At 67.3% G+C, this 13,183-nt stretch carries 16 protein-coding genes; 8 read left to right on the top strand and 8 right to left on the bottom strand.

What is annotated here, in order from left to right; all coding sequences use genetic code 11:
- Positions 1 to 2 precede the first annotated feature (2 nt).
- Positions 3 to 689, bottom strand: coding sequence for a DsbA family protein (locus tag B4M62_RS00285; protein WP_290703501.1), 687 nt, complete (start codon positions 687 to 689; stop codon positions 3 to 5).
- Positions 690 to 705: 16 nt separating this feature from the next.
- Between B4M62_RS00285 and B4M62_RS00280 the strand changes: the two genes are divergently transcribed.
- The 5 genes from B4M62_RS00280 (at position 706) to B4M62_RS00260 (ending at position 4,981) form a co-directional block, all read left to right on the top strand.
- Positions 706 to 948 (top strand): hypothetical protein, encoded by a 243-nt coding sequence (locus B4M62_RS00280; RefSeq protein WP_290703499.1) that lies wholly within the window; start codon positions 706 to 708, stop codon positions 946 to 948.
- Between the two features lie 95 nt (positions 949 to 1,043).
- A complete protein-coding gene (locus B4M62_RS00275) occupies positions 1,044 to 1,610 on the top strand; it encodes a GNAT family N-acetyltransferase (protein ID WP_290703497.1) in 567 nt (188 codons plus the stop codon).
- Between the two features lie 41 nt (positions 1,611 to 1,651).
- Positions 1,652 to 2,581, top strand: a complete 930-nt coding sequence (locus B4M62_RS00270; protein ID WP_290703495.1) for an LLM class F420-dependent oxidoreductase — start codon at positions 1,652 to 1,654, stop codon at positions 2,579 to 2,581.
- Positions 2,582 to 2,584: 3 nt separating this feature from the next.
- On the top strand, positions 2,585 to 3,454 hold the full coding sequence (locus B4M62_RS00265; RefSeq protein WP_290703621.1) for a DNA-3-methyladenine glycosylase family protein: 870 nt from the start codon (positions 2,585 to 2,587) through the stop codon (positions 3,452 to 3,454).
- Between the two features lie 84 nt (positions 3,455 to 3,538).
- Positions 3,539 to 4,981: a cytochrome P450 gene (locus tag B4M62_RS00260; protein WP_290703493.1), complete on the top strand. Its 1,443-nt coding sequence runs from the start codon at positions 3,539 to 3,541 to the stop codon at positions 4,979 to 4,981.
- A 98-nt stretch (positions 4,982 to 5,079) separates the two neighbouring features.
- Here the strand turns inward: B4M62_RS00260 and phoU are convergent, their stop codons facing one another.
- From phoU to B4M62_RS00225, 7 genes are all read right to left on the bottom strand, one after another.
- Positions 5,080 to 5,745: a phosphate signaling complex protein PhoU gene (gene phoU / locus B4M62_RS00255; protein ID WP_290703491.1), complete on the bottom strand. Its 666-nt coding sequence runs from the start codon at positions 5,743 to 5,745 to the stop codon at positions 5,080 to 5,082.
- A 46-nt stretch (positions 5,746 to 5,791) separates the two neighbouring features.
- Positions 5,792 to 6,568, bottom strand: coding sequence for a phosphate ABC transporter ATP-binding protein PstB (gene pstB / locus B4M62_RS00250; RefSeq protein ID WP_290703489.1), 777 nt, complete (start codon positions 6,566 to 6,568; stop codon positions 5,792 to 5,794).
- A 37-nt stretch (positions 6,569 to 6,605) separates the two neighbouring features.
- The gene (gene pstA, locus B4M62_RS00245; protein ID WP_290703487.1) at positions 6,606 to 7,508 is read right to left on the bottom strand and encodes a phosphate ABC transporter permease PstA; all 903 of its coding nucleotides are present in this window, start codon (positions 7,506 to 7,508) and stop codon (positions 6,606 to 6,608) included.
- A 1-nt stretch (position 7,509) separates the two neighbouring features.
- Positions 7,510 to 8,541 (bottom strand): phosphate ABC transporter permease subunit PstC, encoded by a 1,032-nt coding sequence (gene pstC / locus B4M62_RS00240; protein ID WP_290703619.1) that lies wholly within the window; start codon positions 8,539 to 8,541, stop codon positions 7,510 to 7,512.
- A gap of 22 nt (positions 8,542 to 8,563) precedes the next feature.
- Positions 8,564 to 9,625, bottom strand: a complete 1,062-nt coding sequence (gene pstS / locus B4M62_RS00235) for a phosphate ABC transporter substrate-binding protein PstS (protein WP_290703485.1) — start codon at positions 9,623 to 9,625, stop codon at positions 8,564 to 8,566.
- A 186-nt stretch (positions 9,626 to 9,811) separates the two neighbouring features.
- On the bottom strand, positions 9,812 to 10,591 hold the full coding sequence (locus B4M62_RS00230) for an N-acetylmuramoyl-L-alanine amidase (RefSeq protein WP_290703483.1): 780 nt from the start codon (positions 10,589 to 10,591) through the stop codon (positions 9,812 to 9,814).
- A 5-nt stretch (positions 10,592 to 10,596) separates the two neighbouring features.
- The gene (locus tag B4M62_RS00225; protein ID WP_290703481.1) at positions 10,597 to 10,995 is read right to left on the bottom strand and encodes a hypothetical protein; all 399 of its coding nucleotides are present in this window, start codon (positions 10,993 to 10,995) and stop codon (positions 10,597 to 10,599) included.
- A gap of 61 nt (positions 10,996 to 11,056) precedes the next feature.
- On the opposite strand from B4M62_RS00225, the gene B4M62_RS00220 reads away from it, so the two are divergent.
- From B4M62_RS00220 to B4M62_RS00210, 3 genes are all read left to right on the top strand, one after another.
- Positions 11,057 to 11,665 (top strand): phosphoribosylanthranilate isomerase, encoded by a 609-nt coding sequence (locus B4M62_RS00220; RefSeq protein WP_290703479.1) that lies wholly within the window; start codon positions 11,057 to 11,059, stop codon positions 11,663 to 11,665.
- Between the two features lie 4 nt (positions 11,666 to 11,669).
- A complete protein-coding gene (locus B4M62_RS00215; protein ID WP_290703477.1) occupies positions 11,670 to 12,284 on the top strand; it encodes a hypothetical protein in 615 nt (204 codons plus the stop codon).
- A 4-nt stretch (positions 12,285 to 12,288) separates the two neighbouring features.
- Positions 12,289 to 13,183: acyl-CoA dehydrogenase family protein (locus tag B4M62_RS00210; protein ID WP_290703475.1), on the top strand; the 895-nt coding region annotated here is incomplete at its 3' end.

The following is a 13,183-nucleotide window of genomic DNA, read 5'->3' as shown; positions in this document are numbered from 1 at the left end:
CGTCAGCCGGCCTGCTTGACTGCGTCGTCGAGATACTTGCGGAAGGTCTCGATCGGCTGTGCACCGGCCAGCGCCGACCGCCCGGCGACGAAGAACGGCACGCTCGACACCGTCAACTGCTGCGCCGTCGCGGTGGCGGCCTGCACCGACGTGACCAGGGCGTCATCGTCGAGGGCCCTCTCGAAGCGCGCAATATCGGGCACCCCGGCCTTTCTGGCGAAGTCGATCAGCTTTTCGCGCGGCAGATCGGGGTGCCCCTTCTCCGGCGCGGCGGCATACACGACTTTGATGAACTCGAAGTACTTGCCCTGCTGGGCGGCGGCCAGGGCGGCCGCACCTGCCTTCTCCGACTGCGCCCCGAAGAATGCAATGTCGGTGACCTCCAATCGCACCTTCCCGGTCTGGATGTACTCCTTGTCGATCACCGGCAGCAGTTCACGATTGAAGACCGCACAGAACGGGCACCGAAGGTCGGTCCACTGCACCAACACGACCGGGGCGTTGATGTCACCCATCGCCATCGGATCCTTCGGGTCGCGGCGTACCATCTGCAGTTCGTCGGGCCGCGGGCCCAGTGGCGCCGCCGACGCCTGCGCAGTCGCGTTCGTCGGCGCCGAAGTCGAGCCTTCCGGCGCGCGCCTCGACGTCATCTGTGCGACAAGCACCAACGCGGCGAACACTGCAACCACGACCAGCACAATGACGATGAGCCGCTTGCGCGACGTCTGGCCATCCGGTGTCCACCCATCCGGTCTCGGCCCAGCTGACTTCGACCCAGTTGACTTCGACCCAGTTGACTTCGACCCAGTTGGCTTCGACCCAGTTGGCTTCGACGAGGATTTTGCGGAATCGCTCATATCCCACATCTATCGGCATTCCGTTGCCGACGCCAATCGGGGCCGGCCGTCGATGACGGTCGACACCTTGCGCGGTGTGGTCAGGCTGTGATGAGGCAATGACCTACGTGACCCAAATAACCCAATCCAACGGTGACCACCTGGTAGTCCCCGCGCGGGGACGGCAACGCCAACTAGCGTGGGGGCATGCCGATCGTGCCCGTCGATGACGCCAATCACGACGCCGCCTGCCAGTTGTTGTCACACGCGTTTCGTGATGACCCGATGATCCGCTGGCTCATGGGCGAGAATCGCCGGCGTGACGACGCGCTATTTCGATTCGTGGGCAACTACCACCGCGCGCCAACGAGTTCGGACTTCTACGTCGACGAGGCCGGGCGGCCGCTCGGCGCCGCCATGTGGGATCCGCCGGGCTACCGGCCCACGGTCAACAGGTGGAAAGACACCACGAAAGCGCTCTCCATCTTCCGCACCCGAATCCGGCGCGGAGCCATCGTCGAAGAGTTGTTTCCCAAACTGCGCCCCAAGGAACCGCACTGGTATCTCTCCACGATCGGCGCAATCGAACAGGGCCGCGGAATCGGCAGCGCCCTGCTCGAGCACCGGCTGTCTCAGATCAGCGGCGCCGCCTACCTGGAGAGCTCGAACCGGACCAACATCCCCCTCTACGAACGCTACGGATTCACCATCGTCGACGAGGTCGTCCTGCCCCTGAACGGCCCGGCCATCTGGCCCATGTACCGCGCGGCATAACCCACACGCACCGCCGCCCTGAAATGGCTACCGTGGACGACGTGGACTTCCGCATCTTCACCGAACCCCAGCAAGGCGCCAGCTACGACGACCTCCTGGCCGTCGCACAACGGACCGAGCGACTCGGCTTCGACGGCTTCTTCCGCTCCGACCACTACCTGAAGATGGGCGATGCCACCGGATTGCCCGGCCCGACAGACGCCTGGCTCACCCTTGCCGCACTCGCCCGCGACACCTCTCGGGTAAGGCTCGGCACTCTCGTCACGTCGGCCACCTTCCGGCTGCCCGGACCACTAGCGATCTCGGTGGCCCAGGTCGACCACATGAGCGGTGGGCGAGTCGAACTCGGCTTAGGCGCCGGATGGTTCGACGCCGAACACCTCGCCTACGGCATTCCCTTCCCATCCGTCGGCGAGCGGTTCGACCGTCTCGAGGAACAACTCGCGATCATCACCGGGATCTGGACGACTCCCACCGGGAAGACATTCTCCTTCGACGGCGACCACTACCGCCTGAGCAATTCCCCTGGACTGCCCAAACCAGTCCAGTCACCGCCACCGATCATCATCGGCGGGCAGGGAAAGACCCGCACGCCGGCCCTTGCGGCGCGGTTCGCCACCGAGTTCAACGTCGCCTTCCAACCGCGCGACGTCGTCAAACGACAATACGGCCGCGTCGATCGAGCCTGCCTGGAGATCGACCGCGATCCGGCGAGCATCACCCGATCCGTCGGCCTGGTGCTGTGCTGCGGCCGCGACGACAACGAGTTCCGCCGCCGGGCCGCCGCCATCGGTCGCGACGCCGATGAGTTGCGGGCCAACGGTGCCGCGGGCACCGTGAGCGAGACTGTGGCCGCCATCGCGAAGTATCGCGACACCGGCGCGACCCGGGTCTACCTGCAGGTGCTCGACCTCGCCGACCTCGATCACCTCGACCTCTTCGCCGAAGAAGCCGCACCACAACTTCGTTGAGTGATGCTCACCCGAACCTGGACGCCACCGTTCACCCTCGATCTCATCGCGACCGTCGCCGTCCACCGCCGCGGCAGCGGGGATCCGGCACTGCGCATCGGCGCTGACGGCACAGTCTGGCGCGCAACGCACACCCCCGACGGACCCGGCACGCTGCGCCTTCGGGCCGACTCAGGCAGTATCGAGGCGCGCGCGTGGGGCCCGGGGGCCGCCTGGTTGCTCGACCAGTTCCCCGACTACCTGGGCGCCGCAGACCAGCCTGAGGCCCTGACCACCGACCACCCAGCGGTCACCCGCCTGCAGCAGCAGGCCACCGGGTTGCGCATCGGCAGATCCGAGCGCGTGTGGGAAGCCCTCGTGCCGGCCGTACTGGAGCAAAAGGTCGTGGGGACCGAAGCGTGGCGCGCGTGGCGCTACCTGTTGCGCCAGTACGGCGAACCCGCCCCGGGGCCGGCCGATGCCCTGCGCGTACCGCCACCACGACGCGACTGGGCCACCATCCCCGACTGGGAGTGGCACCGCAGCGGCGCCGAAGCGGTCCGCATGCGCACCATCGTGCGCGCGTCGAAGATGGACGTCGAGCGGGGCGCCGATCACCTACAGACGCTGCGCGGCATCGGCCCGTGGACCGCGGCGGAGGTTCGCCGACGTGCCCTCGGCGACCCCGATGCGGTACCCGTCGGCGACTACCACCTGTCGGCGGTCGTAGGCCACACGTTGATCGGCGAAGCCGTCGACGACGCTGGCATGCTCGAACTGCTTGCCCCATTCGCGGGCCAGCGTGGCCGCGTCGTCCGGCTGTGCGAGCGCCACGGGACCCGACCGCCCCGACGGGGTCCGCGCATGTCGGTCCGGGACTATCGAGCGTTCTAGCAGAACGCTCGGGCGCCGGCCCGCCCTCGATGCGGCACCGCAGCAGCGCGCCGCGTAATAGTGTCGAATCCACGGGAGGCTCCCATGACCAGCACGATCAACGCATCGCCCACCATCGGTACCAGCCACTGGTATCTCGCACCGCCAGGAGCTCGGTCGGGTATCGGCGCACCCGCCGATACCGCGGCCCCGGTCGCCCTTGTCGCCCCCAAGCGATTCCACCCCCTGCGCGGGTACTCGACATCGGTGGAGTTGGTGACCCGTCAAGGCGATCTACTGCTGCGCGACGCCGCCCGCGCGGCCGGCCGGCCGGGCGGCGGCGTCCTGCACTACCGCGTCGCCGGCGGTCCCGGGCCGGTCGTCGTGGTGTTCGACCCGGCCCACATCAAGACGATCATGACCGCCGACGAGTCCATCGCCCCGTCGGCGACCCGCCAGTCGCCACTGGCGCCCATCGTGGGAAGCGAATCAGTCCTCACCTCTGTTGGTGACCGCCACCGCCAACAGCGGGCGCTCCTGCTCCCCCGGTTTCACGGGAAGGCGGTCGCACGGTATCAGGACAGCATCGATCGGGCCACCGACGCCGGCCTGGCGGCATGGCCCGTCGGGAAGCCCGTTGCGCTGGCCGAAGTCGCGCAGCGGATCACCCTCGACGTCATCATGTCGGCCATCTTCGGTCTCCCCGATCCACACGACACCACCGCAGCCGAGCGGGACATGCGGACCGCGATCCTTCGATTCCTCCGGTTGTCGACGACGCCGATAGCGACCGTGTCACAGCTGGCCAACGCGCGCCGCACCGAACCCATCGGCCTTCTCAAACTCGTGATGACCGCCGTCGACCGCACTGTGTACCGGGTGTTGGCGCAGCGGCGCACCGACGGTGATGCCGACACCCGTGACGACATCATGTCGCTACTCCTCACCGCCCGCGACACCGACGGAAAACCGTTGTCGGACACCGAGATCCGGGATGAATTGATAACCCTGCTCCTCGCCGGCCATGAAACGACGGCCAACGCCGTTGCGTGGACCTTCGAGCGCCTGACCCGCGCACCGGGTGTCTACCGCCTGGCCCGCCGCGCTGCCCGGCACGACGACGAGGACTACCTTGAGGCGCTCATCAACGAATCGATGCGCTCACGACCGGTGGTGCCCATCGTCGCCCGTGAACTCAAGGCCCCGTTCGACCTGGGCGACACGCGCGTCGGGCCGGACGTCGTGGCTCTGATAAGCATCCTGCTGCTGCACCACCGCGACGACCTCTACCCACAGCCGTTCGCGTTCGAGCCGACAAGGTTCCTCGGCGTCCGCATCAACCCCTATGAGTTGATGCCGTTCGGCGGCGGGATCCGGCGCTGTCTGGGCGCACCGCTGGCGATGGCCGAGCTGCGGACCGTCGTCGGCGCGATCCTGCGCCGCGTCGAGTTGCGCACCACCAGCGCACCGCCGGAGAAACCCCTGCATCGCAACGTCACAATGATCCCCGGCCGCGGCGGAATCGTCGTCGCCGACTCGATCACCTGAGCTCGACCACCCACCCACTCGAACCCACACAGCGCCGTTTCGTCAGTGCTGCACCGATCGGTGCGGCACTGACGAAACGGCGGTGTGTGGAGCGGCAGCTAGTCCGCTGCCTGCAGGAGCTGCTCGGGTGTCTTGCCCGTCGCCTGGAACACCACGCGCCGACCGACGGCCACCGCGTGGTCGGCGAAGCGCTCGTAGTAGCGGCCCAGCAGCGTGACATCGACGGCGGCGGCGACACCGTGCGGCCACTCACGGTCCATCAACACGCTGAACAGGTGGCGGTGCAAGTCGTCCATGGCGTCGTCGTCGGCGCCCAGAGCGAGCGCCGCCTCAGCGTCAAGCGTGTCGAGGACGCCGTGGGCGCCGTGCGCCAGCCGCACCGCAAGCCGGCCCATCTCCGCGAAGTAGCCGCGAACCTCTTCCGGCAGTGCCGGCTCGGGGTGGCGCAGGCGCGCGACTTTCGCGACGTGCAGAGCGAGCTCGTACATGCGGTCGATGTCGGCGGCGATCTGGAAACCGCTGACGACCTCACGGAGCTCGCCGGCCACCGGCGCCTGCAGCGCCAGCAGCTTGAAGGCCTTGTCCTCGGCCTCGGCGGCAAACACCGACATGCGCTCACGGTCGGCGAGCAACTGCTCGGCGACGCCGAGGTCGGCCTGCAGCAACGCCTGGGTGGCGTGCTCCATCGTGGCGCCGGTCAGCTCGCACATGTCGCCGAGAGTCCTGTTCAAATCGGCCAATTGCTCGTGGTAAACGGTACGCATCGGATAAGTCCTGCTTTCCTGAAGTGGGTGTGGTGGGTGGAAGCGACTAACCGAACCGGCCCGAGATGTAGTCCTCGGTTTCCTTCTTGTCCGGATTGGAGAACACGGCCTCGGTGTCGTTGAACTCCACCAGCTGTCCCGGCTGGCCGACGCCCTCCAGGTTGAAGAAGGCGGTCTTGTCACTCACGCGAGCGGCCTGCTGCATGTTGTGCGTGACGATAACGATGGTGAATTCCTTTTTCAGCTCACCAATCAGATCCTCGATAGCCAGGGTGGAGATCGGGTCGAGGGCCGAGCAAGGCTCGTCCATCAGCAGCACGTCGGGCTCCACCGCGATCGCACGGGCGATGCACAGGCGTTGCTGCTGACCACCCGACAAGCCGCCACCGGGCTTGTCGAGACGGTCCTTGACCTCTTCCCAGAGGTTCGCCCCGCGCAGGCTGCGCTCGGCGATCTCGTCGAGCTTCTTGCCGCTGCGCTCACCCTGGAGCTTGAGGCCGGCGACGACGTTGTCGCGGATCGACATCGTCGGGAACGGGTTGGGCCGCTGGAAAACCATGCCGATGGTCGAGCGGACGGCCACCGGGTCGATGGCCTTGCCGTAGATGTCCTCGCCGTCGAGCAGGACATGCCCGGTCGCGTACGCGCCGGGGGTCACCTCGTGCATGCGGTTGAGGGTGCGCAGCACCGTTGACTTGCCGCAGCCCGAGGGGCCGATGAAGGCGGTGACGCTGCGCGGCGGAACCTTGAGCGCAACATCCTTCACAGCCAGAAACTTGCCGTAGTAGACGTTCAGATCGGAGATATCGAGGCGCTTGGCCATGGTGTTTCAGTCCTTAGAGAAAAGGGAAGTTCGGGGATCAGGATTTCTTCGGCGCGAAAGCCTTGGACACAACCTTGGCGCCGACATAGGCGATCGCCACCAGGATCACCAGCGTGAGCGCGGCGCCCCACACCTTGTCGAAGGCACTCGGTCCCTGGCCGTATTGCTGCACCATCATCAACGGCAGCGATTCCTGGTTGCCGGCAAACGGATTCCAGTTCATCGCCCTCGTCGATCCGACGAGGATCAGCACCGGCGCGGACTCTCCCATGACGCGCGCGATAGCCAGCATCACGCCGGTGACGATGCCCGAGAGTGCGGTCGGAAGCACGATCCGCACGATCGTCTTCCATTTCGGCACACCCAGCGCATACGACGCCTCGCGCAGGTCCTGCGGCACGATCTTCAGCATCTCCTCGGTCGCGCGGACCACGAGCGGCATCATCAGCAGCACCAGTGCGACGGCGACGAGGAAGCCCATTCGCGGCAGTCCCAGCGTCGTGCGCCACACCGCGTACACGAAGAGCGCGGCGACGATCGACGGCACCCCGGAGAGGATGTCGACCATGAAGGTCGTGGCCCGTGCCAGGAACGAGGTGCCGTCGCTGTACTCGACGAGGTAGATCGCGACCATGATGCCCAGCGGCACCGAGATCACCGTCGCCAGCAGCGTCTGCACCACGGTGCCTACGATCGCGTTTGCCGCGCCGCCGTAGCGCGCCGACTGTACCCACCAGTCCGGGTCGAGGATCGGGCCGATGCCCTTGGCGACCAGGGTGACCAGCAGCCACACCAACGGGATGAGGGCGATGACCACCGCCACCACCACGGCAACCTCGGCCGTCGAGTTCACAACCTTGCGGCGACCGCTGAGCGGCTTGAAGCTGGACCCGGGAGGTTTGACCGAGTCGCCGAGCTCGGTGGTTTCGACTGTCGTCATGTCAGGCCTGCCTTCTTCCGACGATGGCTCGCGCCGACGCGTTGACGAGGAACGTGAGCACGAACAGCGCCAGACCGGCAGAGATGAACGCGCCGGTCTTCGCGGGGGTGTCGAACTCGGCGGCATTGTTCGCGATCTTCGTCGCGAAGGTCTCGCCGCTTTCCATCAGGTTGAAATCGATCGGGCCGGTGTTCGAGATGATCAGGTACAGCGCCATCGTCTCGCCGAGGGCCCGGCCCAGCCCGAGCATCGAGCCGCTGATGTAGCCGGAGAACCCGAACGGCATGACCGCGGTTCGCACGACCTCCCACTTGGTGGCACCAAGGGCGAGTGCTGCCTCGCGGTGCGCGACCGGCGTCTGCGTGAACACCTCGCGGGTCACCGCGGTGATGATCGGCAGGATCATGACGGCGAGCACGATGCCGGCGGTGAGCAGGGTGCCACCGGTCGACATGTTGGTCACGTTGCTCTTCGGTTCCTGGAAGAACGGCAGAAAGCCCAGGTTGTTGACCAGCCAGTTATTCACCGGCACCATTGCCGGTCCGAGGATCAGAATGCCCCAGAGACCGTAGACGATCGAGGGCACCGCGGCCAGTAGGTCGACCAGGTAGGTGACCGGGCTGACGACGCGCTTGGGTGCGTACTCGGTTAGGAAGATCGAGATGCCCAGCGCGATGGGCATGGCGATCACGAGGGCGATGACCGAGACGAACAGCGTCGCATAGATGAGCTTCGGAATGCCGAACTGCAGGTCACCGCCGTCGACGATCCAGCGGCCCTGATAGGTGAAGAAATTTGCCTTGTTGTCGATGAGTGACGGCGCGGCCTGAATGATCAGGAACGCCGCGATCAGCGCGATGACCAGCGTGACGAGGATTCCGGACCCGGTTGCGAGTCGCCGGAAGACCACATCGCCCAGGCGGCTGACCGCCGATCCGGTGAGCTTCGAGGGGGGCTGCCCGCCCGATGACGCCGACGGAGTCCCGTCGGCGTCATCGGTTACGGCCGGCCGCCCTGGTGAGGAGGTCGCCATGTCTTGTTGCGAAGTCACGTCGCTACTTCAGCGCGTCGATCGTCGGCTTGATCTTGGCCTGGTATCCGGCGGGCAGCGGCACGTAGCCCAGCTCGCCGAGGCCGGTCTGACCGTCGTTGAGGATGGTCGTGAATGCCTCACGCATCGCCGGCGCGGTCTTCGCGCTGGAGTAGCCGGCGCTACACACGACCGAGTACGGCGTGAGGATCAGCGGGTAGGCGCCGGGCGCCTTCGACTTGAACAGCGCGTCGGCGTCGACGACGAGGTCCTTGGAGCCCGGGGTCTTGAACTCGATGCCGTCGAGGGCTTTGGCAGCCGAATCGGCGGTCAGCTTGACCGCACCGGCGCCGAAGTCGACGGCGGCAACGCCGAGGTTGTTCTCGGTGGCGAAGCCCCACTCGACGTAGGTGACCGCGCCAGCAGTCTTCTTCACCGTGTCACCGACACCGGTCGACTTCGACGCGGCCGAACCGCCGGCGCCCTTGAACTCCTTGGAGTGCTGGTGGGGCCACGCCTGCGGCGCCGCGTTCTGCAGGAACTTCTGGAAGTTGTCGGTGGTACCGGAGCTGTCGCTGCGGTGCACCGGGACGATCTTCGCCGCGGGGAGCTTGGCTCCGGGGTTCAGTGCGGCAATGTCCTTGTCGTTCCACATGGTGATCTTCGAATCGAAGATCTTCGCGATGACCGTGGGCGACAACTTCAGGTCGTCGACGCCCTCGAGGTTGTAGGCGAGCGCGACCGGCCCGGCGACCAGCGGCAGGTGCCAGGCGTCGTTGCCACCACAGCGCGCCTTGGCCTTGGTGACCTCTTCGTCCTTGAGTGGCGAATCCGATCCGGCGAAGTCAACGTCGCCGGCGAGGAACTTCTTGATCCCGTCGCCCGACCCGCTGCCGGTGTAGTCCAGGACCGCACCCCCCTTGTCGGTGAGGACCTTGCTGAAGTGCTCCATCGCCTTCTGCTGTGCGGTCGATCCCTCGCCGGTGATGGTGGTCGAACCCGAACCACCGCATGCCGACACCGCCATGACGGCTGCCACTCCTGCCACTGCCGCGCTCGCGCGGACACCCTTGCGCTGGATATTCACGAATCGTCCTCCGGTCTTGGGCGGCCCACTGTTGGGGCTCGTCGAGATCGGACGCTATGGGTCGGGGATGGACGATCCGGGGACTGGAGGTGAACGGCACACAAACCGGGGCTGTCCGATTCACAAAGGTTCTGCACGCGTGAGGCGGGGCGGGCACAATTGCCCCTGACCTGCCCGGACCCGCAGTTACGAGCAGTTGCGCGGCAACGCCGTGGCGACGCCGTCGCTGATCCCCCGCGCGTACGCGCTGAGGGCTGCGGCCGGCACCGGGGTCGAACCGCCGGATCCGCCGGCGGGGCCGAATTCGTTGTACACCCACGGCGTGTTCACCGCGAGCAGCGAGACGACGGGGATGTTGCCCGCCCACAGCGGGGCGCGGCCCCCGAAGTCGTTGTCGCGCACCACCACGCGATGGCCCTCAGCCTTCGAACGCGCCTGCGCCATGGCCGCCGCGTAGCGCTGACTCGACGCGGCCGTCGCCGGATTGGTGAATACCACCCGGCGCGGCTGGCCGTCGGCGCCCATTCCGGTGCGATACAGGCCGACCCGCTGCGGGAAGACCGCGTTGACCCCCGGGCTGGTGTGGATGCTGACGGCGATCGCCGCACCGGCCTGCTCGGCGCGGCTGACCCGCTCGCGGTAGCTGACGCTTTCCCGCGGGGAGCGCTTGAGCAGTACGACCCGGTAGCCGCGTCCGCGCAGCGTCGCGGCCACCTGCTGCGCGACGGCGAACACGTTGCCGTCCTCGGCGCCGTTGGGGTAGTCGATCTGGGCGACGCCGGTCGTCGCGTCGAACGACCCGATCCGGACCGGGTTGTGACCGGGGTCGAGGGCAACAACGCGCGGCGCGCACGGCAGCAGGCTCGACGAGCCGGGCGAGGCGTGTGACGTGGCGGAGCCGACCGGCTCGCCGCCACAGCCGGCGACGGCCAGCGCCGAGCATCCGACGGCCAGCGCTACCCGCATCCGCCTCACGCGCGACGGCCGAGCCCGAGCATGCTGGCGACACCGCGGCCGACCGATTCGACAGCGCTCACCGGCGCCAGCGCAGTGTCCACGATCCCGACGATGCGCTCGACCCGCGCCACGATGGCCTCCAGGCGAGACATCAAGTCCTCGACCTGGTCGGCCATGCCGTCGACCCGAGTCATCGTGGTCGACAGGTTGACCAGTGATGCGTCGAAGGTGGTGAAGGTTCCCTCCAGCGTCCCGATCGTTCCACCGAGGCCGACCAGCACCTCTCCCATGTCGCCGAGGATCCCCTCGACCTGGTCGACGGTCTCGTCCGCGTTCAACGCCGCCTGGGTGAGCTTGCGCAAACGCTCGCGGCCGGTGCGCGAGCCATCACCGCGCGATCCACGATCTGCCATTCGCCGATTATCGCCTGCGTCCGATCCTTGTGTCAGGGCAACACGATTACGCTTATGTCTCGTGTATGTGAAGGTTTGCGGGTTGACGACAGTCGAGGCGGCGCTCGTCGCGGTCACCGCCGGCACCGACGCGATCGGCATCGTGATGAATCGCACCTCTCCACGAGCCATCGATATGCGTGTCGCCCGGGCGATCCTCGCTGCCGTCGACGGCGGGGCGGACACCGTGCTCGTCGTCAACGACAAGCCGGCGAAGGCAGCCGCCGACCTCGCCGCCGACCTCGGCGTCGACGTGCTGCAACTCCACGGCCGCTACACCGCTGACGACTTCACCGCCGCACAGTCGCGGATCGCCCGACTGTGGCGCGCCACCTCGCTCGCCGACGACCCGGAGTTGACGGTGGGCGCCTACGGCGAGGAGGCGCTGCTTCTGGACGCCGCCCGCCCGGGATCGGGTCAGCGGTGGGACACCGCCGAGTTGGCGACGCGCCCCGGCGGGCGATGGATTCTGGCTGGCGGGCTGACCCCCGACAACGTCGCCGATGCGATCAACGCCGCCCACCCGTGGGGCGTGGACGTCTCTTCGGGCGTCGAATCCGCCCCCGGCGTCAAAGACCACCGGGCGATCCACGACTTCATCGCCGCCGCCCGGCAGGGCGGGGCATCATGACCGCATGAAGCTCTACGCGGACACCCCGATCCGCCGCTCACGCCAGGTCCTCGGCGACCTGTGGCTGTTGGCCTGGACGGCCTTCTCAATCTGGTTGGCCACCAAGGTCTATGACGTGACCATGGCGCTCGCGGTGCCAGGGCACAAGATCGAGAGCGCGGCCACGACCATGGGCGAGAAGCTGCGCGATGCCGGCACGAGCGCCGATAACGTGCCGATGATCGGCGACAAGCTCGCCAAGCCGTTCGGCGGTGCCGGCGGCGCCGCCGACGCGATCGCCGACGCCGGGCGTTCGCAGGCCGAGGCGGTGCATACCTTCGCGTGGTGGTTGGCGGTCGCGGTGGCGATCGTTCCGATCGTCATGATGGGGTCGATGTACCTTCCGCTGCGCCTGCGTTTCCTGCGCCGGGCCAGCACGCACGTGCGCCTGCGGAACACCGAGGCGGGCATCGACCTGCTCGCCCTGCGGGCCATCGCGACGCAGCCGCTCAACGTCCTCAGCGCCATCTCCGACGACCCAGCCGGCGATTGGCGCGACCGCAATACACCGGTAATCCGTTCGCTGGCGGCCGTCGAACTACGCGACTGCGGACTGCGGCCGAGCACGGCGTTAGAGTGATTGGGTGGCACATCTGCTGTCCCGTCGGGACCTTGACTTCCTGCTCTACGAGTGGCTCGACATCACGTCGCTGACCGACCGTGACAGGTTCTCCGCACACTCCCGCGACACATTCGACGGCGTCCTCGACCTATCTTCGGAGATGGCCGGCAAGCTCTTCGCGCCGCACAACAAGGCCGGCGACCAAAGCCCGCCCCGCCTTGGCGACGACGGCCGCGTCGAACTGATCGACGACGTCAAGACCGCGCTCGACGCCTACGCGGCGGCCGACCTCATCGCGGCCGCATTCCCCGAGAGCCTCGGTGGTCTCGACCTGCCGACGACGATCAGCCGCGCATCGATGGCATGGTTCCAGGCCGCGAACCCGGGCACCTCGTCGTACGCCTTACTCACCACCGCCAATGCCAACCTGCTCGCCGCGCACGGATCGCCGGAGCAAATCGACACCTGGGTCCGCCCCATGCTGCGCGGGGACTTCTCCGGCACGATGTGCCTGTCTGAGCCACAAGCCGGTTCCTCGCTGGCCGACATCACCACCAAGGCGCTGCCCGTCGGCGACGGCACCTACCGGATCAGCGGCACCAAGATGTGGATCTCCGGCGGCGAGCACGAACTCACCGACAACATCGTCCACCTCGTCCTCGCGAAGACTCCCGGCGGCGGTCCCGGTGTCAAGGGAATCTCGCTGTTCATCGTGCCGAAACTCCTGCCCGACGGGACCCGCAACGACGTCGCCCTCGTCGGCCTCAACCACAAGATGGGCAACCGCGGCACCAGCAACACGCTGCTGAACTTCGGCGACGGCACCCATCCGGTCACCGGCGGCACCGGCGCGGTCGGCTACCTCGTCGGCGAGGAGCACCGCGGCCTGACCTACATGTTCCACATGATGAACGAGG

Origin of the sequence: Gordonia sp. UBA5067 (assembly GCF_002414845.1) — a bacterium.
Lineage (GTDB): Bacteria > Actinomycetota > Actinomycetes > Mycobacteriales > Mycobacteriaceae > Gordonia > Gordonia defluvii.
Note: the sequence above shows the minus strand (reverse complement) of the source record. Positions and strands in the feature narration are given on the sequence as shown.